The organism is Streptomyces sp. NPDC054783 (genome assembly GCF_053611725.1).
Genome location: NZ_JBSHAY010000037.1, coordinates 29,568 through 49,904, shown reverse-complemented (window position 1 = coordinate 49,904; position 20,337 = coordinate 29,568). Strand labels below are relative to the sequence as shown.

General features: G+C 72.2%; 18 protein-coding genes. 13 read left to right on the top strand and 5 right to left on the bottom strand.

The genetic code is table 11. From position 1 onward, the window contains the following. Positions 1–87: 87 nt before the first annotated feature. Complete coding sequence (locus ACWGJ5_RS39505; RefSeq protein ID WP_453314453.1) at positions 88–1,575, top strand: amino acid permease; 1,488 nt, start codon at positions 88–90, stop codon at positions 1,573–1,575. Between the two features lie 27 nt (positions 1,576–1,602). Further along, positions 1,603–2,055: an Lrp/AsnC family transcriptional regulator gene (locus ACWGJ5_RS39500; protein ID WP_031174468.1), complete on the top strand. Its 453-nt coding sequence runs from the start codon at positions 1,603–1,605 to the stop codon at positions 2,053–2,055. A gap of 93 nt (positions 2,056–2,148) precedes the next feature. Here the strand turns inward: ACWGJ5_RS39500 and ACWGJ5_RS39495 are convergent, their stop codons facing one another. Further along, positions 2,149–2,889, bottom strand: a complete 741-nt coding sequence (locus ACWGJ5_RS39495; RefSeq protein WP_453314452.1) for a GntR family transcriptional regulator — start codon at positions 2,887–2,889, stop codon at positions 2,149–2,151. A gap of 205 nt (positions 2,890–3,094) precedes the next feature. On the opposite strand from ACWGJ5_RS39495, the gene ACWGJ5_RS39490 reads away from it, so the two are divergent. From ACWGJ5_RS39490 to ACWGJ5_RS39450, 9 genes are all read left to right on the top strand, one after another. Next, positions 3,095–4,255, top strand: a complete 1,161-nt coding sequence (locus tag ACWGJ5_RS39490; RefSeq protein WP_453314451.1) for an ABC transporter substrate-binding protein — start codon at positions 3,095–3,097, stop codon at positions 4,253–4,255. Then, positions 4,252–5,151 carry an ABC transporter permease gene (locus ACWGJ5_RS39485; RefSeq protein ID WP_453314450.1) on the top strand — a complete coding sequence of 300 codons (900 nt, stop codon included), beginning with the start codon at positions 4,252–4,254 and terminating at the stop codon, positions 5,149–5,151. The genes ACWGJ5_RS39490 and ACWGJ5_RS39485 overlap by 4 nt, the downstream gene beginning before the upstream one ends. Further along, the gene (locus ACWGJ5_RS39480; RefSeq protein WP_453314449.1) at positions 5,136–5,957 is read left to right on the top strand and encodes an ABC transporter permease; all 822 of its coding nucleotides are present in this window, start codon (positions 5,136–5,138) and stop codon (positions 5,955–5,957) included. The genes ACWGJ5_RS39485 and ACWGJ5_RS39480 overlap by 16 nt, the downstream gene beginning before the upstream one ends. Before the next feature lie 8 nt (positions 5,958–5,965). Further along, entirely contained in the window at positions 5,966–7,042 is a 1,077-nt protein-coding gene (locus ACWGJ5_RS39475) for an ABC transporter ATP-binding protein (RefSeq protein WP_453314448.1), read from the top strand. 14 nt (positions 7,043–7,056) lie between these two features. Continuing rightward, a complete protein-coding gene (locus ACWGJ5_RS39470; protein ID WP_453314447.1) occupies positions 7,057–8,523 on the top strand; it encodes an HAD-IA family hydrolase in 1,467 nt (488 codons plus the stop codon). A gap of 101 nt (positions 8,524–8,624) precedes the next feature. Further along, the gene (locus ACWGJ5_RS39465) at positions 8,625–11,552 is read left to right on the top strand and encodes a nitrate- and nitrite sensing domain-containing protein (protein ID WP_453314446.1); all 2,928 of its coding nucleotides are present in this window, start codon (positions 8,625–8,627) and stop codon (positions 11,550–11,552) included. Beyond that, the gene (locus tag ACWGJ5_RS39460; protein ID WP_453314445.1) at positions 11,542–11,979 is read left to right on the top strand and encodes a roadblock/LC7 domain-containing protein; all 438 of its coding nucleotides are present in this window, start codon (positions 11,542–11,544) and stop codon (positions 11,977–11,979) included. The genes ACWGJ5_RS39465 and ACWGJ5_RS39460 overlap by 11 nt, the downstream gene beginning before the upstream one ends. 7 nt (positions 11,980–11,986) lie before the next feature. After that, on the top strand, positions 11,987–12,367 hold the full coding sequence (locus ACWGJ5_RS39455; protein ID WP_453314444.1) for a DUF742 domain-containing protein: 381 nt from the start codon (positions 11,987–11,989) through the stop codon (positions 12,365–12,367). A gap of 102 nt (positions 12,368–12,469) precedes the next feature. Further along, entirely contained in the window at positions 12,470–13,114 is a 645-nt protein-coding gene (locus ACWGJ5_RS39450) for a DUF4232 domain-containing protein (RefSeq protein ID WP_453314443.1), read from the top strand. A 6-nt stretch (positions 13,115–13,120) separates the two neighbouring features. Here the strand turns inward: ACWGJ5_RS39450 and ACWGJ5_RS39445 are convergent, their stop codons facing one another. Next, the gene (locus ACWGJ5_RS39445) at positions 13,121–13,693 is read right to left on the bottom strand and encodes a Repetin (protein ID WP_453314442.1); all 573 of its coding nucleotides are present in this window, start codon (positions 13,691–13,693) and stop codon (positions 13,121–13,123) included. Positions 13,694–13,999: 306 nt separating this feature from the next. Here ACWGJ5_RS39445 and ACWGJ5_RS39440 point away from each other — a divergent pair, with 306 nt between their 5' ends. Continuing rightward, entirely contained in the window at positions 14,000–14,788 is a 789-nt protein-coding gene (locus tag ACWGJ5_RS39440) for a carbon-nitrogen hydrolase family protein (RefSeq protein ID WP_453314441.1), read from the top strand. Positions 14,789–14,864: 76 nt separating this feature from the next. Next, positions 14,865–16,562 carry a flavin monoamine oxidase family protein gene (locus ACWGJ5_RS39435; protein WP_453314440.1) on the top strand — a complete coding sequence of 566 codons (1,698 nt, stop codon included), beginning with the start codon at positions 14,865–14,867 and terminating at the stop codon, positions 16,560–16,562. Positions 16,563–16,600: 38 nt separating this feature from the next. On the opposite strand, the gene ACWGJ5_RS39430 is transcribed toward ACWGJ5_RS39435, so the two are convergent. The 3 genes from ACWGJ5_RS39430 to ACWGJ5_RS39420 form a co-directional block, all read right to left on the bottom strand. After that, a complete protein-coding gene (locus ACWGJ5_RS39430) occupies positions 16,601–17,530 on the bottom strand; it encodes an LLM class F420-dependent oxidoreductase (protein ID WP_453314439.1) in 930 nt (309 codons plus the stop codon). Between the two features lie 98 nt (positions 17,531–17,628). After that, entirely contained in the window at positions 17,629–18,315 is a 687-nt protein-coding gene (locus tag ACWGJ5_RS39425) for a DUF5995 family protein (RefSeq protein WP_453314438.1), read from the bottom strand. Between the two features lie 483 nt (positions 18,316–18,798). Beyond that, the gene (locus ACWGJ5_RS39420) at positions 18,799–20,205 is read right to left on the bottom strand and encodes a uracil-xanthine permease family protein (RefSeq protein WP_453314437.1); all 1,407 of its coding nucleotides are present in this window, start codon (positions 20,203–20,205) and stop codon (positions 18,799–18,801) included. Positions 20,206–20,337: the final 132 nt, after the last annotated feature.

Here is a 20,337-nt window from a genome sequence, read left to right as displayed (position 1 = left end):
GCGGGGACCCCGCTCGGTGGGTCCCTGCCCTCGCAGGGCTCCGCCGGTCCCCGAACGCAATGACCGGCAGCATGAAGGAGCCAGCGCGTGCTCGACCAAGGCGCACCCCCGCACGACCGCACAGCGACCGCCCCCGCAGCCCGGGGCCTCGCCGCGCGCCTCATGCGGCGCAAGCCAGTGGAACGCCTGGTCGCGGAGGGCGGCCAGGGTGAGGGAGGCTCGCTCCGGCGCTCCCTCGGCCTGTGGCAGCTGACCATGATCAGCATCGGTGCCACCCTCGGCACGGGCATCTTCGTCGTCCTCGGCGAGGCCGTCCCCAAGGCGGGCCCGGCGGTCACCCTGTCCTTCGTGATCGCCGGCCTCACCGCGCTGTTCTCCGCCCTGTCCTATGCCGAGCTGGCGGGCACCATCCCGGTCTCCGGCTCCTCGTACTCGTACGCATACGCAACGATGGGCGAACTGATCGCCTGGGTCTGCGGCTGGTGCCTGCTGCTGGAGTACGGCGTCTCGGTCGCCGCCGTGGCCGTCGGCTGGGGCGAGTACCTGAACGAGCTGCTGGACGGCACCATCGGCGTGACCATCCCGACGGTCCTGTCGGCCCCGCCCGGCCAGGGCGGCATCTTCAACCTGCCCGCCCTGATCGTCGTCCTCCTCGGCATGGTGTTCCTGCTCGGCGGCGCCAAGGAGTCCGCGCGGGCCAACACCGTCATGGTGTCCGTGAAGATCGCCGCGCTGATCCTCTTCTGCGCCATCGGCTTCATGGGCTTCAAGTCCGGCAACTACTCCCACTTCATGCCGCTCGGCATGGCGGGTGTCAGCGCGGCCGGCGCCACGCTGTTCTTCTCGTACATCGGCTTCGACGCCGCCTCCACCGCCGGTGAGGAGGCCAAGAACGCCCAGCGCGACCTGCCCCGCGCGATCATGCTGTCCCTGGTCATCGTGACGGCGCTGTACGTCCTCGTCGCGGCCGTGGCCGTGGGTGCCTGGCCGTGGCGGAAGTTCAAGGACTCCGAGGCCGCGCTCGCGCAGATCATGACGGACGTCACCGGGCAGAGCTTCTGGGGCACGCTGCTCGCGTTCTGCGCGGTCATCGCCATCGCGAGCGTCGTCCTGACCGTGCTCTACGGCCAGACCCGCATCCTGTTCGCCATGTCCCGCGACGGCCTGGTGCCCAAGATCTTCGCCAGGGTCCACCCGAAGACCGGCGCCCCGCGCGCCAACACGGTCATCGTCTCGGTGTTCTGCGGTGTCCTCGCGGCCGCGATCCCGCTGGGCCAGCTCGCGGACGCCACCAGCATCGGCACGCTCTTCGCCTTCGCTCTGGTCAACGTGGCCGTCGTGGTGCTGCGCCGGACCCGCCCGGCCATGCACCGCTCCTTCCGGGTCCCGCTGTCGCCGGTGCTGCCCGCGCTGGGCTTCGCGTTCTGCCTGTGGATGATGGGCAGCCTGTCCACCGTCACCTGGATCGTGTTCGGTGTCTGGATGGCCGTCGGGCTCGTGTTCTACTTCGTATACGGCTACCGCCGTTCCCGTCTCGCGACCGGTGACGACCTCGCGGTGACGGCAGAGAAGTGACCGGACCGAAGAAGTGAACCACCCCCTGTGCTGAACGATCTCGACGAACGCATCGTGCACGCCCTCGCCGAGGACGCCCGCCGCTCGTACGCGGACATCGGGCAGATGGTCGGCCTGTCCGCGCCCGCTGTGAAGCGGCGCGTGGACCGGCTGCGGGCCACCGGAGCGATCACCGGATTCACCGTGCGGGTGGATCCGGCGGCGCTCGGCTGGGAGACCGAGGGGTACATCGAGATCTACTGCCGGCGGAACACCTCGCCGGACACCATCCAGCGGGGTCTGGAGCGGTATCAGGAGGTCGTGGCCGCGTCGACCGTCACCGGCGACGCGGACGCGATCGCCCAGGTCTTCGCCTCCGACATGCGGCACTTCGAGCGAGTGCTGGAGCGGATCGCCGGGGAGCCGTTCGTGGAGCGGACCAAGTCGGTGCTGGTGCTGTCGCCGTTGCTGCGCCGCTTCTCCTCCGGGGCGCCGGGGTAGGGGCGGATCACGCCTCGGGGCGCGCTGTGGGGTGCCGGCCGCGGGTCCGTCGTGGTCTGCCGCGCAGTTCCCCGCGCCCCTTTCGGGGCGCCTCTACTCCGCCGTCTTGCGAGCCAGCGCGTTGTTGTCGATCGAGTTGCGCACACTGAAACTCACCGCGTCCGACCGGTAGCGGTCGTCCGACCACTCCACGGGCCGCCCTTCGCGCGTCGTCGTCACGCGCCGCACCCGCAGCAGCGGACTCGTGCGGCGAACCCCCAGCAACTCGGCGTCCTGCGCCCCGGCGGAGACGGCGTCGATCACATGCTCCCCGTACGCGAACACCAGCCCCGTGTCGTCGTACAGCCGCTGCGTGACCGAGGGACAGCCCGGCTCGATCGACTCGACCGCCCGGGAGATCCAGTCGGCGTACACGGTCCGCTCCAGCAGCACCGGCTCGCCGTCCAGGCCGCGCACCCGGAGCACGTGCAACACCGGTGTGCCGAGGGGGAGTTGGAGGCGTACGGCGTCCTCGTGGGTCGCCGGGCGGTACTCCTGGGACACCACCCGGCCCGTGGCCTCGCGGCCCATCGCGCGGGCCCACTGGGCGAAGCTGCGCAGTTCCTCGAAGCTCTGGCTGCGGCGGCTGGCGAGCACGACGCGCCGGGCACCCTGGCGGGAGCCGATCAGGCCCTCGGCGGTCAGGGTGGCGACGGCCTGGCGGACCGTGCCGCGTGAGACGCCGTATGTCCCGGCGAGCTCCGACTCCGAGGGCAGCCGGCTGCCGACCGTGTACTCCTCGCGGTCGATCGCGCGCCGCAGCTCGTCGGCGATCTCCTCGTGTCGCGCCGTCATGCTTCCCCTCTGCTCAGGTTGCTGTGCACAGCGTGACCAGCCTAATCGAGACCTGAGCGTGATCTGCAACGGTCTGGATTGTGCAGCCAAGCAGGGTTCAAAGTTTCGCTCCCGTTTACAGACAGGACACTGTGACCGGGCGTACTGTGACGCAACTTGTTCAGACAAGTTCTCCGCAACCCTCATGCGTCCCCCTGGAGAGACCGTGACCGTGTCCCTGCCGAGAAACGCCGTCCTCGGCGGCTCCCTCGCCGTCGTCGCCGCGCTCGCGCTGAGCGCCTGCGGCGCCGCCCCCGACAAGGCGTCGACCACCACCAAGGACGGCAAGAGCGCCGCCACCGCCACCTCCGCGGCCGACTTCGGCGGCATGGACGCCCTGGTCAAGGCGGCCAAGAAGGAGGGCACGCTGCACATCATCGCGGTGCCCCGCGACTGGGCCAACTACGGCGCCCTCATCGACGGATTCCAGAAGAAGTACGGCATCAAGATCCAGGACGAGAGCCCCGACGGCACCAGCCAGGACGAGATCAACGCCGTCACCACCCGCAAGGGACAGGACCGCGCGCCCGACGTCCTCGACCTCGGCAGCTCCTTCGCCCTCAGCGCCGCCCAGCAGGGCCTGCTCGCGCCCTACAAGGTCACCACCTACGCCGACATCCCCGAGGCCCAGAAGGACCCGCAGGCCCGCTGGTACAACGACTACGGCGGCTACATCTCCATCGGCTGCGACGCCAAGCGCGTGAAGAACTGCCCGGCCAGCTTCAAGGACCTGCTCAAGCCCGAGTACAAGGGCCAGGTCGCCCTCAACGGCAACCCCACCAAGTCCGGCTCGGCCTTCGGCGGCGTCTACGCGGCGGCCCTGGCGAACGGCGGCTCCTTCGACAACATCCAGCCCGGCCTGGACTTCTTCGCCAAGCTGAAGAAGAACGGCAACTACACGCCGGTCGAGTCCACCCCGGCCACCGTCGAGAAGGGCGAGACGCCGATCTCGATCGACTGGGACTACCTGAACGCCGGTTACGCCGACGAGTTCAAGTCCAAGGGCCTCGACTGGAAGGTCACCATCCCGAGCGACGGCCAGTACGCCCAGTACTACTCCCAGGCCATCACCAAGGACGCCCCGCACCCCGCGGCCGCCCGCCTGTGGCAGGAGTACCTGTACAGCACCGAGGGCCAGAACCTGTGGCTCAAGGGCTACGCCCGCCCGGCCCAGATGACCGCCATGGAGAAGGCCGGCACCCTCGACAAGACGGCCGCCGCCAAGCTCCCGAAGGTCACCGGCACGCCGTCCTTCCCGACCGAGACCCAGCAGAGCAAGGCCAAGACGGTCATCGCCCAGGGCTGGGGGAAGGCCGTCTCCGGATGACCGCCGCTCTCCCGCGCGCGGACGTGGCGCCCGTCGCTTCGGCGAAGCGGCGGCGCCGCGCCCCCGGCTGGCTGGCGGTCGTACCGCTGCTGGTCTTCGTCGCCATCGCCTTCGGCCTGCCCGCCGTCGCCATCGTGAACGGCGCCTTCTCGGCCGACGACGCCACCACGGGCGCCACCACCTACACGGGCGCCAACATGACGGCCTCGCTGCAGGGTCCGTACCTCACCGCCCTGCTCGGCAGCGTCAAGCTGTCCGCGATCTCCGCCGCGCTCGGCGCCCTGCTCGGGCTGCCGCTCGCCCAGGCCGTGGTCTCCTCCCGCTCCCGCTGGCTGCGCGAGGCCGTGCTGACCGCCTCCGGCGTGCTCGCCAACTTCGGCGGCGTCCCGCTGGCCTTCGCCTTCGTCGCCACCCTCGGCAACGCGGGCGTCCTCACCGTGCACCTGGGCCTGAAGGACGCCGGCTGGGACCTGTACAGCTTCTGGGGCCTGGTCCTCGTCTACCTGTACTTCCTCATCCCGCTCATGGTCCTCACCATCACCCCGGCGCTGGACGGCCTGCGCTCCCAGTGGCGCGAGGCCGCGCTGAACAACGGCGCCACCGGCGTGCAGTACTGGCGGCACGTGGCCCTGCCCGTGCTCGCGCCCTCGCTGCTCGGCGGCCTGGTCCTGCTGTTCGGCAGCGCCTTCGCCGCCTACGCCACCGCAGCCGCCATGGTCGGCAGCGCGGTCCCGCTGGTCACCCTGCAGATCGCCGACGCCCTGTCCGGCAACGTGCTGGTCGGCCAGGAGAACGTCGCCCTCGCCCTCAGCCTGGACATGGTGCTGGTGGCGGGCCTGGTGATGGCCGTGTACCTGCCCCTTCAGCGACGGAGTGCCCGATGGCTCGACGCCTGACCCTGTGGCGGTGGGTCGTCCTCGGCCTCGCCGCCCTGTACTTCCTGGTGCCGCTCGCCGCCTCCGCGATCTTCACGGTCGACGTACCCGGCCAGGGCCTCACCTTCGACGCCTACACCAGGATCCTGTCCGCCGACGGCTTCCTCTCCAGCCTGCTGCTCTCGCTGGAACTGGCCGTCGCCACCATCGCTGTCGTGCTGCTGCTGATGGTGCCCGCCGTGGTCGCGCTCCGGCTCGGCTCGCCCCGGCTGCGGCCGGTGGTGGAGGTGGTGTGCTCGCTGCCGCTGGTGGTGCCGCCCATCGCCTTCGTCGCCGGGATCGCCACCGTGCTCAAGTGGGGCCCGGAGCATTTGTCCCGCACCCCGCTGTTCGAGACGTTCGTGGTGATCCAGAACGACCAGTTCCCCGTCGTTCTGGTCCTCGCCTACGTCGTGATGGCCCTGCCGTTCGTCTACCGGGCCCTGGACTCCGGCCTGCGCGCCATCGACGTGCGGACCCTCGTCGAGGCGGCCCGCAGCTGCGGCGCCTCCTGGCCCAAGGCACTCGTCCGGGCCGTCCTGCCCAACCTGCGCGGGGCCCTGCTGAACGCGTCCTTCCTCACCCTGGCCCTGGTACTCGGCGAGTTCACGGTCTCCCACCTGCTCGGCTACACCCCCTTCGCCGTGTGGATCTACAACGTCGGCGGCGAGCAGGCCCAGATGTCCGTCGCCGTGTCCGTGCTCAGCCTGCTCGTCACCTGGGCCCTGCTCCTCGCGCTCGCCGGTGCCGGCGGCGGACGCAACCGAACCGCCGACTCCCGGGGATGACACACACCATGACCGCCACCACGCTCGAGAAGGCCGTTGCGGAAAAGGCCGCCACCGTCGAATTCCGTTCGCTGCGACGGGAGTTCGGGGCCAGCGTCGCGCTCGACGGGCTCGACCTGACCGTCCGCCCGGGGGAGTTCCTGGCCCTGCTCGGCCCCTCCGGCTGCGGCAAGACCACCGCGCTGCGCATGCTCGCCGGCTTCGAACACCCCGACTCCGGTGCCGTCCTGGTGGACGGCGAGGACGTCACACACGTCCCGGCCCACCGCCGCGACGCCGGGATGGTCTTCCAGTCGTACAGCCTCTTCCCGCATCTGAACGCCGTGGACAACGTCGCGTTCGGGCTGCGCATGCGCGGCGTCCGCACGGCCGAGCGCCGGGCCCGTGCCGCCGAGTTGCTGGAGCTGGTCGGTCTCGCCGACAAGGGCGAGCGCTACCCGCACCAGCTCTCCGGCGGCCAGCAGCAGCGCATCGCGCTGGCCCGCGCCCTGGCCCTGCGCCCGCGCGTGCTCCTGCTCGACGAGCCGCTGTCCGCGCTGGACGCCAAGGTGCGGCTCACCCTGCGCGAGGAGATCCGCCGTCTCCAGCAGGAGCTCGGCATCACGACGCTGTTCGTCACCCACGACCAGGAGGAGGCCCTCTCGGTCGCCGACCGGGTCGCCGTCATGCGCGCCGGCCGCCTCGAACAGTGCGCCGAACCCGCCGAGTTGTACGGCCGCCCCGCCACCGCCTTCGTCGCCGAGTTCGTCGGCACCATGAGCCGGATACCGGGCGACCTCAAGGACGGCACGGTCCAGGTGCTCGGCCGGCGGCTGCCGGCCGACGGCGAGGTGCCCGACGGTGAGGTGGACGTGCTGGTGCGGCCCGAGGCCGTACAGGTGCGCTCCGACGAGCAGGGCACCGCCCGGATCGTCGCCACCGCCTTCCTCGGCGCGGTCGTCCGGGTCACCGTACGGCTTGCCGACGGCACCGAGGTCAAGGCCGACCTGCCCGCCCACGAGGCCACCGGGCTCGGCGCCGGAACCGCCGTCGGCGTGTCGCTGCCCGAGCGGCCGGTGCTCGTGGCCGAACGTATCCAGAAGTGAGGAATTTCCCGAACGTGACCCCCCACACCCATCAACGCCCGCTGCAGGCCGTTCTGTTCGACATGGACGGCACGCTCGTCGACACCGAGCGGCTGTGGTGGGAGGCGGTCGAGCAGGTCGCCGGGCGCCCGCTGACCGAGGCCGACCAGCCCGACGTGCTCGGCCGCCCGGTCGAGCACACCGCCGCCTGGCTCGGTACGGAGTCGGGCCGGCCGGAGGCGGAGCTCGCGGCCGAGCTGCACCACGAGTTCGCCGACCGCGTCCGCACCGGGATCGTGCCCCGGCCCGGCGCGCTGGACCTGCTGGACGCGCTGGCCGCCGTCGGCGTCCCCGCCGCCCTGGTCACCGCGTCCCCACGGGCGGTCGCCGACGTCGTCCTCGACGCCCTCGGCGCCGACCGGTTCGCGGCCTCCGTCACCGCCGACGACACCGCCCGCACCAAGCCGGCCCCCGACCCCTACCGGGCCGCCTGCCGGGCCCTCGGGGTCGAACCGGCCGCCTGCGTGGCCGTCGAGGACACCGAGACCGGCGTCGCCTCCGCCGAGGCCGCCGGGTGCGCCGTCCTCGCCGTGCCGTCCCTCGCACCGATCGGCACCGCGCCCGGCCGGACCGTACGGGACAGCCTCAGCGGGGTCACGGTCGAGGAACTGCGGCACATGGTGACGTCCGAGCTGCGGGTGATGAGCTGGAACCTGTGGCTGGGCGGCAGCGAGGTCGACGACCACCGGGCCAAGCAGCTCAAGGTGATCCTGGAGAGCGGCGCCGACGTCGTCGGACTCCAGGAGACCGGCGGCACCGCGGCCCAGGAACTGGCCGAGGCGCTCGGCTGGCACCACCACCGGGCCGGCGAGAACCTCGGTGTCATCAGCCGCCACCCCGTCACCGCCCGCTTCGGCGACCCGGACGTCGGCTTCTACGGCGCCGCGGGCGTCCGGATCGCCGTGGCCCCCGGCCGCGAGGTGGACGTCTGGACCGCGCACCTGCACTACACGCCGTACGGCCCCTACGAGTCCGCCTTCGACGGGCTGCCGGCGCGGGAGCTGATCGCCCACGAGGAGCTGCGGCTGGCCCAGATGCGGGACGCGCTGGCGCGTATCGCCGAGTCCTCGTGCGACGGCGTCCCGGTCGTCCTGGTCGGCGACTTCAACTGCCCCTCCCACCTGGACTGGCCGGACGTGGCCTGGCCGGTGACGAGGGCCGCCGAGGACGCGGGCTTCGCCGACTCCTACCGCGAGGCCCACCCGGACCCCGCCGCCGAGCCCGGCCACACCTGGTCGCCGATCCATCCGGTGCACGAGGACGGCAGCGGACGACCCGAGCCGCAGGACCGGATCGACTACGTCCTGCACCGGGGCCTTGCGGTGCGGGACGCGAGGACCCTCGTCACCGGCAGCCCGCGACCCTGGCCGGACGTCGCGGACAACGACTGGCCCTCCGACCACGCGGCGGTCGTCACCACGTTCTCCCTGACCAGGATGTGACTCCGGGTTACCGCAGGTCACCATTGCGGTACAGGGTGACCATCCCGTAGGTTGTGCCGCGCCCACGCCCGCTACTGACTGGTAACACCGGCAGGTACTCCATGCGCTGGCCCCTCGGCCGTCCCACCACCGTCCGTACACGGATCGTGGCGCTCGCGCTCGCCCCGGCCGTCGCGCTGATGGCGCTGTGGAGCTTCGCGATGGTGTCCGTCACCTCCGAACTGCGCGCGCTGATCCGGCTCCAGGGGGTGTACGAGGACTTCGGCACCCCCGTGGACACCGCGATCGGGCAGATCCAGATCGAGCGCCGGATGTCCGCCGCCTACCTGGGCGCCCGCCTCGACACGGCCACGGCCGGTCAGCTGCTCGAACAGCAGCGCCGTACCGACCGGGCCGTGGACGCCATGCGGCAGGCGATCCGGGACGGCGACCGCGGCCGGCTCACGGCCCGGCAGCGGCAGGCGCTGGACGCCATGGACGCGGCGACCGGGAAACTGGACGGGCTGCGCTCGCAGGTGCTGTCCCGGCACATCAGCTGGGACCGGGCCGTCGGCGAGTACAGCGCGCTGGTCGAGCCCGGCTTCGACGTGCAGTCCACGCTCACCGCCCTGCAGGCCGGACAGCTCGCCCGCGAGGCACAGGTCGTCAGCGAGCTGGTGCGGGTACGGGAATTCGTCTCACGGGAGGACGCGCTGGTCGCCGGGGCGCGGGGGGCCGGCACCCTGACCGACGGGCAGTACGACACGCTGACCGCGACCATCGAGGACCGGCGGGTGTTCCAGCGCACGTACGTGCCGGACCTGCCCGCCGACTCGCGCGCGCTGTTCGAGGGCTTCCAGCGCGGGGTCCTGTACGGCTCGCTGGTGCGCGGCGAGGACGCGCTGCTGCGGGCCGGGGCCACGGGAGCCGGGCGGGCCGTCGCGGCGGACACCTGGCGGTCCACCACCGACCGGGCCGTGAAGCGGTACATGCAGCTGTGTACGCAGTCCGCCGAGAACTCCGCGGCACGCGGACGGGCCTTCGCCTACCGGGAGCTGACCAAGTCGGCCGTCGTCGGCGTGACGGGGCTCGCGGCCGTGGGACTGTCGCTGTGGTTCGCGGTACGCGGTGCGCGGCGCATCTCGCGGCGCCTGGAGACCCTGCGGGACGCGGCCGACGTCCTGACCCAGCACCAGCTGCCCGATGTCATGCGGAGGTTGAGCGCCGGCGAGGAGGTCGACGCGGTGGCGGAGGCGCCGCCGCTGGCCGCCGACGAGGTGCGCGACGACGAGATCGGGCAGGTCGGCCGGTCCTTCAACACCGCGCGGCTCGCCGCCGTCGAGGCCGCCGTCAAACAGGCCACCCTGCGCCGCGGCCTGTTCGCGGTGCTGCTCAACATCGCGCGGCGCAACCAGGCGCTGGTGCACCGCCAGTTGAAGCTCGTCGACACCCTGGAACGGCGCACCGAGGACCCCGACGTCCTGCGCGAGCTGTTCCGCATCGACCACCTGACCACACGCATGCGCCGGCACGCGGAGAGCCTGATCATCCTCTCCGGCGCCGCGCCCGGCCGCCGCTGGCGCCGGCCCGTGCCGGTCGCGAACGTCGTCGCCTCGGCCGTCGGCGAGATCGAGGACTACGCGCGCGTGGTCGTGCCGCCGATGCCGGAGATCGGCGTCGCGGCGGACGCGGTCGCCGATGTCGTCCATCTCGTCGCCGAACTCCTGGAGAACGCCACGGCGTTCTCACCGCCGCACACCCAGGTCACCCTGCGCACCGGGCGGGTCGGCAGCGGGTTCGTGATCGAGATCGACGACCGGGGCCTGGGCCTCGACGCCGAGGCACGCACCCACGCCCGCGCCACCCTCACCGACCCCGACGCCTTCGACCCCACCCGCCACGACCGCCTCGGCCTCTACGTCGTCGGCCGCCTCGCCGCCCACCACGGCATCGAGGTGAGCCTCGGGGACTCGCCGTACGGCGGCACGACGGCGGTGATTCTGCTGCCGGAGAGGGTGCTGGCGGAGCCAGAGCCCGCCGGCCCCGCCGGCCCTGTCGAGCCCGCTGCGGCGGGGCGGAGTGTCGTACGGCAGACCGGAGAGCCGGAGGACGCGCGGCCCGGGGCGCGTGCCCCGGAAAGCCGGACGCTGCCCGGGCACGGGCACGCCGACGGCCTCGCAACCGTACGGGAGCTGCCGTCGAGGGGCCGGCCCGCCGTCGGTCCGGATGCGGGGGACTTGCCGTCGGGAGGCCGGTCCGGGGTGTCCGCCGGGGTGGGGGAGCTGCCGTCGAGGGGCCGGCCCGCCGTCGGTCCGGATGCGGGAGACATGCCGTCGGGAGGCCGGTCCGGGGCGTCCGCGGGCGTGCGGGAGGTGCCGTCCATCGGGCGGTCCGAGGTGTCCGCCGATGCGGCCGAGCCGCCGTCGGGCAAGCGGGCCGGTTCCGCTTCCGGTGCGGGTGCGCTGCCCACACGGAGGCGGCCCGGGCCCCGGCCTTCCGGCGACCCGGCGAGCGCCACCGCCCCGGAGCCGTCGGCCGACCAGGAAACGGCACACACGTCGGCTCCCGCCCCGGAGGCCCCCGCCCTCCCCACCCGGGTCCGCCAGGCCTCCCTCGCCCGGGAGTTGCGGGAAGACCCGCCCCCGCCGGACACGGCACCCGGGCGGGAGGTCGACGCCGAGGAGATGCGGGCGATCTTCGGCGCCTTCCAGCGCGGACTCGACCGCGGCCGCAAGGGTCTGCCGGCGACCGACGCGACCGCCCGCAGCTCCGGCACCGCGAAGCCGACGGAACCGCAGCTCCGCAGGGGCGCGGGGAACGGCGCGACCAGCCCCCACGCACCCGTACCCGCGCCCGACCACGCACCCGCGCCCGACCACGCACCACACATACCCGCACCCGCCCCACCCGCCCCTGACCAGGCACACGCACCCGCCCCTGACCAGGCACACGCACCTGAGGCCGCCCCCCACCACGCCCCCACCGACGCCGCCCCTGCCCCCCTGACCAGTCACGCCGACGAAGGGACCGACACCGATCATGAACGGTGACGACCAGACCCCGGAGCCGCAGGACCCGCCCGCGGGGGCGCCCGGCACGGACCTGGGCTGGCTGCTGGACGATCTCGTGGCGCGCACCGAGCATGTCCGCCAGGCCGTGCTGCTGACCGCCGACGGCCTCCCGCTCAGCAGCTCGGACGGGATGCGCCGACGCGACATCGAGCACCTGGCCGCCGTCTGCTCCGGCTTCCACGGCCTGGCCCGCTCGGCGGGGGAGCGGTTCGGCGCGGGCGAGGTGCGGCAGACCATGGTGATGCTCGACGACGCCTACCTCTTCATCACCCCGGCCGGGCAGGGCAGCCGGCTCGCCGTCCTCAGCGAGGCCGGCACCGATGTCGGCCAGCTCGCCCACGAGATGGCCCTGCTCGTCCGCCGCCTCGGCCGCCATCTGGACGCGGCCGCCCGCAGCCCCAGATGATCCCGCGGTGAGCGACGAGCACTGGTACGAGGACGAGACCGGGTCGATGGTGCGCCCCTACACGGTGACCCGGGGCCGCACCAGGCCCTCGGGCGCGCACGCCATCGACCTGATGTCCCGGGTCACCGCGCTGGACGCCGACGCGCCCGGACGGGACGTCGATCACGCCCGTGCCGCCCTGCTCGACCTGATCCGCCGCGGCCCGCGTCCCGTGGTGGAGCTGGCCGCGGACGCCGACCTGCCCCTGACCGTCCTCCGGGTGCTGCTCGGTGACCTGGCCGAGGCGGGTCTCATCCGCATCGACGCGCCCCGCCGCCACCCGGCCGGCGGTCCGACGGCCGATCCGGGGCTGCTGCGGGAGATCGTGGAGCGGCTGCGGGAGATCTAGGGTTTGTCACAGCCGTGTGCGAGAGCGGTGTTGATCGGAACGCATCAACGGCGGCCGGTGTCTCAGGGAGCAGCACGTCACCCAGACCGCTTAAGGGGAACCATGCGCGTCCACAAGCTCTCGCTGCTCGCCGTCGTCGCCGTCGCAGGCCTGTCGCTCACCGCCTGCCAGGGCAGTGGCAAGAGCTCGTCCGGCTCCGGCGGCTCCTCCACCCCGAGCTCGCAGAGCTCCGCCTCCCAGGGTTCCGGCTCGCAGGCCTCCGACGGCAGTGCCGCCTCCACCGGCACCCCGGGCAAGGGCACCGCCGGCGGCCAGTCCGGCACGAGCGGCGGCGGCAGGGCCGCGGGCGGCGGTTCCGGCGCGTGCCCGACCTCCCAGCTCGCCTTCAGCACCTCCGGCGGCATGGCCGAGGGCACCCTCATCGTCAACCTGAAGAACACCGGCTCCACCGCCTGCACCCTCAAGGGCTTCCCCGGCGCCGACCTCAAGAGCAAGGACGGCACGGTCAGCGCCAAGCGGAGCACGGTCGCCCCGGTCGCGGTCAGCGTCAAGCCGGGCGAGGAGACCCGCTTCACGCTGCACTACCCGCCGAACAACTCCGGCGGCAGCGGCGAGACCTTCACGAGCCTCGTCGTCACCCCGCCGAACGAGACCCACTCCCGCACGCTGCCCGTCAGCATCAACGTGCCGGTCTCGGACGGGGGCGGCCCCGCCGTCACCGTCGACCCCGTCGGCACCGGCAAGTAGCCGCACCTAGAGCCTCGGCTGCCAGGGCACGACCGTGAAGTCACCCGTGCCCTGCTTCACCTTCTCGAAGGGCGCGGAGGACACGCACGGCGGCAGGTCCTTGGTGTCCGTGGGACTGCCGACCCCCGCCCAGCTGTAGCCGAGCCGGTCGTGCCGGCCGAGGTCGTGGACCGTGACACCGACCCGCCTTCCCGTCGCCCCGGGCAGGTCGGAGGCGGTGATCACGCCGGAGACGACGGCGACCTCGCCGCCGGTGACCAGGCAGTCGACCCTGGCCCTGGCCCAGGCCCCCCGACCGTGCAGGTAGTGGCTGAACGCGAAGGTGCCCGTGGCCTTGCGCGGGTTCCGGGTGTCCTTCGCCGCGAGATGCGCGTCGAAGGTGAAGGTGATGTCGTCCCCGGCCGACCGGTACAGCTCGGCCGTACCGGTCAGTGCGGCGGCCTCCCGCTGAGCGTGCTCCGCCGCCGGCCGGGGACGGTCCGCCCCGCCGCCCGAGGCCAGCGCCGCCCCGGCCGTACCGGCAGTGATGAGCAGGGCGGCGGTGAGCGTGACGGCGGCGATCTTCGTACGACGCTTCATGGCGGTCCTTTCCGCAGGTCAAGCGCGTGAACTGAACGCTCACCACTGTCCCGGCGGCGGGCCGGGCGCACATCGCTCCGCAGGCGGGAACCCACCTCCGCCGTCCGGCGGGGAACCCCGGCCGTGACCTGCGTCTCGGGGAGGACGGGATGCGGCCCCGAGGGGGCGCAACGAATCGCCGTCCGACCCGCACTCCACGCAACGAACCGCGCACGGGCGCGCAACGGCTCCTTCTTGTCCGGCCGAGCGCGCCGACCGTACCTTCTTAATGGCCTCCTAACCCCCTGCGTCCGGTGAGGAACACGCATGCGCACCGCCCTGCTCCAGAGCTCCGGCCGCCCCGGCTCGATCGCCGAGAACCTCAAGGTCCTCGACGAGGCCGCGGGCCGTGCCGCCGCCGCGGGCGCCGCGCTGCTCGCCGCACCGGAGATGTTCCTGACCGGGTACGCGATCGGCGACGACATCGCCCGCCTCGCCGAGCCCGCCGACGGCGACAGCGCGGACGCGATCGCCGAGCTGGCCCACCGGCACGGCCTGGCGATCGTCTACGGCTACCCGGAGCGCGACGGCGCGACCGTGTACAACTCCGCCCAGCTGATCTCCGCCGACGGCATCCGGCTCGCGAACTACCGCAAGACCCACCTCTTCGGCTGCTTCGAGCGCGACCACTTCACGCCCGGCGAGCAGCCGGTAGTCCAGGCCGAGCTGAACGGCCTCACCGTCGGCCTGATGATCTGCTACGACGTCGAGTTCCCGGAGAACGTCCGCGCCCACGCCCTGGCCGGCACCGACCTCCTCGTCGTCCCGACCGCGCAGATGCACCCCTTCCAGTTCGTCGCCGAGGCCCTGGTGCCGGTGCGAGCCTGGGAGAACCAGATGTACGTCGCGTACGTCAACCGGGTCGGCCAGGAAGGGGAGTTCGAGTTCGTCGGCCTCTCCGTCCTCGCCGGTCCCGACGGCATCGCCCGCGCCCGGGCCGGCCGCGCCGAGCAGCTGGTGTTCGCCGACGCCGACCCCGCCTCCCTGGCCGCCTCCCGCGAGGCCAACCCGTACCTGCAGGACCGCCGCCCCGGTCTGTACGGGTCGCTGATCTGAGCCCCCTCAGCCCTCGCCGTATCACCCCCCGCCCGAGCCCTCCCCGAGCAACCCCCGCGCAAGGAGTCCGTACCCCATGACGTCCACGGTGCCCAACGCCGTCGAGCACAGCGACGAGCAGCAGCCGCCGATCACCATGTTCGGCCCGGACTTCCCCTATGCCTACGACGACTTCCTCGCCCACCCGGCGGGCCTCGGCCAGATACCCGCGACCGAGCACGGCACCGAGGTCGCGGTCATCGGCGGCGGCCTGTCCGGCATCGTCGCCGCGTACGAGCTGATGAAGATGGGCCTCAAGCCCGTCGTCTACGAGGCGGACCAGATCGGCGGCCGGCTGCGCACGGTCGGCTTCGAGGGCTGCGACGAGACGCTGACCGCCGAGATGGGCGCGATGCGCTTCCCGCCGTCCTCCACCGCCCTGCAGCACTACATCGACATGGTCGGCCTGGAGACCAGGCCCTTCCCGAACCCGTTGGCCGAGGCCACCCCCTCGACCGTCGTGGACCTCAAGGGCGAGTCGCACTACGCCGAGACCGTCGACGACCTGCCCCAGGTGTACCGGGACGTCGCCGAAGCCTGGAACAAGTGCCTCGACGAGGGCGCCGACTTCTCCGACATGAACCGCGCCATGCGCGAGCGGGACGTCCCGCGCATCCGCGAGATCTGGGCGAAGCTGGTCGAGAAGCTCGACAACCAGACCTTCTACGGCTTCCTCTGCGACTCCGAGGCCTTCAAGTCCTTCCGGCACCGCGAGATCTTCGGTCAGGTCGGTTTCGGCACCGGCGGCTGGGACACCGACTTCCCGAACTCCATCCTGGAGATCCTGCGCGTCGTCTACACCGAGGCCGACGACCACCACCGCGGCATCGTCGGCGGCTCCCAGCAGCTGCCGCTGCGCCTGTGGGAGCGCGAGCCGGAGAAGATCGTCCACTGGCCGTACGGGACCTCTCTGAAGTCCCTGCACGTGGACGGCGAGCCCAAGCCGGCCGTGACCCGGCTGCACCGCACCGCGGGCAACCAGATCACCGTGACGGACGCGAACGGCGACATCCGCACCTACCAGGCGGCGATCTTCACCGCCCAGTCCTGGATGCTGCTGTCCAAGATCGCCTGTGACGACTCGCTCTTCCCGATCGACCACTGGACCGCGATCGAGCGCACCCACTACATGGAGTCCTCGAAGCTCTTCGTCCCGGTCGACCGGCCGTTCTGGCTGGACAAGGACGAGGAGACCGGCCGGGACGTCATGTCGATGACGCTGACCGACCGCATGACCCGCGGCACCTATCTGCTGGACGACGGCCCGGACAAGCCCGCCGTGATCTGCCTGTCGTACACCTGGTGCGACGACAGCCTGAAGTGGCTGCCGCTGTCCGCGAACGAGCGGATGGAGGTCATGCTGAAGTCGCTGGGCGAGATCTACCCGAAGGTCGACATCAGGAAGCACGTCATCGGCAACCCGGTGACGGTCTCCTGGGAGAACGAGCCCTACTTCATGGGCGCGTTCAAGGCGAACCTGCCCGGCCACTACCGCTACCAGCGGCGCCTGTTCACCCACTTCATGCAGGACCGGCTGCCCGGGGACAAGCGGGGTATCTTCCTCGCCGGCGACGACATCTCCTGGACGGCCGGCTGGGCCGAGGGCGCGATCCAGACCGCGCTGAACGCGGTCTGGGGTGTCATGCACCACTTCGGCGGCGAGACCGACCCGGCCAACCCCGGCCCGGGCGACGTGTACGACGAGATCGCCCCTGTGGAGCTGCCCGAGGACTGACCAGAAACGAGCAAGGACCAAGGCGCGGGCGGCCGGACTCAGACTCCGGCCGCCCGCGCCTTTTCAAAGACCTCCGCGGCGACGTCCGTCAGCTCCTGTGCGTCCCGCGCGGTGCCCTGGAGGTCGATGAGGATCTCGTCCAGGCCGATACCGGTGTACTCGACGAGGTCCGCCACGATCTGGTCGACGTCGCCCTGGAAGGGCCGGCGGTCCGTGCCGTCGTACGGCTTCGCCTGGCGGCTGGTGTTCACCCGCAGCACGGTCCGCAGGGGCTTCGTACGGCCCCGCTCCTCGGCCAGCTCCCGCAAGCGGCGCCACTGCGCGCCGACCCCCTCGGCGCTGAAGCCCGCCGGCAGCCAGCCGTCGGCATGGTCGACCAGCCGCCGGAAGGCACGTTCGTTGCTCGCGGCCAGCAGTACCGGGATCGGCCGGGCGGGCTTGGGCCCGACCACGGCGGAGGCGATCCTGGTCGACTTGCCTTCGTGGACGACCGGATCCGGACCCCACACCGCCCGGCACACCTCGATGATCTCGTCCAGGGCCGCGCCCCGCTCCTCGAACGGCCGCACGGCCGACGCCGCGTACTCGTCCAGGGACCAGCCGGTGCCGAAGCCGGCGATCACCCGGCCTCCGCTCGCCGCGTCCAGCGAGGCCAGGGCCTTCGCGAGCTGGAACGGCACGTGGAGGGGCGCCACCAGGACGCTGGAGCCGAGTTCCGCCCGCTCGGTGGCAGCCGCGGCCAGGGTGAGGGTGACCAGCGGGTCCGCCACGTGCCGGTACTGGTCGGGCCAGGGCAGGCCCTCGACGCCGTAAAGACCCTGGGTGGCGGGCTCCGGGAACAGAGCGCGCTCGAAGACCCACAGGCTGTCGTAGCCGATCCGTTCGGCGGCGTGTGCCACCGCGGGCACGTCCGTGCCGATCGAGTACTGCCGCATCTGGGGAAGACTCAGGCCGAGCCGGGTCGCCATACCGCTGCTCCTCTGTGATCGGATACTCGGCAGGCAACGTACGGCGACGGCCAGGGTGTTCCGAAGGCGGCTCGCGCAGGGGCGGAAACCGGCCAGGTTCAGTCGGTGAGCGGCGTCAGCAGCATCCGCCCCGCGAACCCCACCGCCGTGTCCAGCCGTTCGGCGAACTCCTCGGCCATGCCGGCGCAGTGGCGCAGCGCCCACAGGGCCCGTGCCGCCACCCAGGCCGCGTCGCGGGCCCGCTCCAGGCTCCAGGAGCCGAGCAGGTGGGTGAGGGGGTCGGCGATCTGCAGCAGATCGGGACCCGGCATCAGATCCTCGCGGATGCGCTCCTCCAGCGCGACGAGGAACTCGCCCACGCGGTCGAACTCGTCCTCCAGGTCGGGCGGTTCGCAGCCGAGCGTACGACAGGCGTCCACCACGGCGAGCGCCAGGTCGTGCCCGATGTGCGCGTTGATGCCCGCCAGCGCGAACTGCAGCGGCCTTACCCCGGGATGGCGGCGGAGCTGGAACAGCGGACGCCAGCAGGCGGGCGGGCGGCGGTCGGCGGCCGCGGCGTCGACCGCCGCGAGATAGCGCTCGGCGAACCGCACGTCCAGCGCGATCGCCGCCCGTGGATCCGGGAACTCACCGGTGTCCAGGCGCCGGTCGACCTCCTCGGTGACGGTGAGGTAGACGCGGTTGAACACGGCGATGCCGTCCCGCTCGGGCAGCGTCGCATCGATCGCGCGCATCCGGGAGACGACCGCGTCGACGGGAGTGCTGAGGTGTTCCAACTGCGCCATGGAGGAAGGGTCCCAGCCCTGCCCCGACGGACACACCGACCGGCCGGAGACATCGCCGGAACGGGCGAACGCAGGGCGGGAGCGGCGGCAGCAGCGGGAAAAAGAGAGCGGCGGACCCGGCGTGGTGCGGGAGCGGCGGGTGCGGCACGGCTGGGGAGCGGCGGGGGCGGCGCGGGTGAGGAGGGTTAGGCATGGCGCGGCCGGCGAGTGGCCGGGACGGCGCGGCGTGGGGACGACGCGTGAGCCGGTCGTGCGGAAGCGGGAAGCGAAGAAGTCCCCCGCCCCGGCCACGACGCCGTCCCCGGTCCGCCCCGGGAGAACAGCTGCCCCGACTCCCCGGTGCCGGACTGGGTCCGCGCCCACCCCGGCGACCCGCGACCCCGCGGACCGGCCGCGTCAGCCTGGCGCAGGTGATCAGGTGGAGCCGCCGGGGAAGTCCGACGGCTGCCGGGGCGCGGCCGGGACGTTCACGCCGTCGTACGTCTACGACTTGGCGCGCGGAGCCCCCTCCTCGCCGGCCTCCGCGTCGTAGGCGGAGGTGCCCTCGTCCAGCAGTGGCTCCTGCTGCTTCAGATGGGCCGGGGCGAAGGCGCGTAGTGCGTGGTAGCCGGTGATGACGACCAGGGCGCCGAGGGCGATGCCGCTGAGCGAGAAGTTGCTGGTGAACTTCAGGCTGACGTTGCCGACGCCGATGATGATGCCCGCGGCGGCCGGCACCAGGTTCAGCGGGTTGCGCAGGTCCACCTTGGCGTGCAGCCAGATCTGGGCGCCCAGCAGGCCGATCATGCCGTAGAGGATCACCGTGATGCCGCCGAGGACCCCGCCCGGCACCGCGGCCACGACCGCGCCGAACTTCGGGCAGATGCCGAAGAGCAGCGCGAAGCCGGCCGCGGCCCAGTAGGCGGCGGTGGAGTAGACGCGGGTCGCCGCCATCACACCGATGTTCTCGGAGTAGGTGGTGTTCGGGGGGCCGCCCACCGCGGTGGACAGCATGGATCCGACGCCGTCCGCCGAGATCGCCGTACCGAGCTTGTCGTCCAGCGGGTCGCCGGTCATCTCGCCGACCGCCTTGACGTGGCCTGCGTTCTCCGCGACCAGCGCGATCACGACCGGCAGCGCGACCAGGATCGCCGACCACTGGAAGGACGGCCCGTGGAAGTGCGGCAGGCCGATCCAGTCGGCCTTGGAGACGCCGGAGAGGTCCAGGCGCCAGTGGTCGGTGACCTTGCCGCTCGGGCCCATGGAGTGGATCTTGCCGAAGATCCGGTCGAATGCCCAGGAGATGCCGTAGCCGAAGACCAGCCCGAGGAAGATCGCGATTCGGGACCAGAAGCCCCGCAGGCAGACCACGGCCAGCCCCGTGAACAGCATGACCAGCAGGGCCGTCCACTGGTCCTGCGGCCAGTAGGTGGAGGCGGTGACCGGGGCGAGGTTGAAGCCGATCAGCATGACGACCGCGCCGGTGACGATCGGCGGCATGGCCGCGTGGATGATCCGCGCCCCGAAGTGCTGCACCGCGAGTCCCACCAGGAACAGCGCCACACCGACGACGAACACCGCGCCGGTCACCGTGGCGCTCGTACCGCCCTGGGCGCGGATGACGGCGGCCACGCCCACGAACGACAGGGAGCAGCCCAGATAGCTGGGCACCCGGCCGCGGGTGGCGAGCAGGAAGATCGCGGTCGCCACGCCCGACATCATGATGGCCAGGTTCGGGTCCAGGCCCATCAGGACGGGCGCGACGAAGGACGCGCCGAACATCGCGACCACGTGCTGGGCGCCCAGGCCCACGGTGCGGGGCCAGGAGAGCCGTTCGTCGGGGCGTACCACCGCTCCGGGCGCGGGCGTGCGCCCGTCACCGTGCAGCTTCCAGCGTACGCCGAGGTCCATGGTGCGGTTTCGCTTTCTTACGTACGTGAAGACGGTCCGAACCATTGTCACGGGTAACGAGCGGTTCTACGCTCGCACGGTCCTATCCATGAACTCGATTCATATATCTGACTCGCGCTGATCGATGACAGA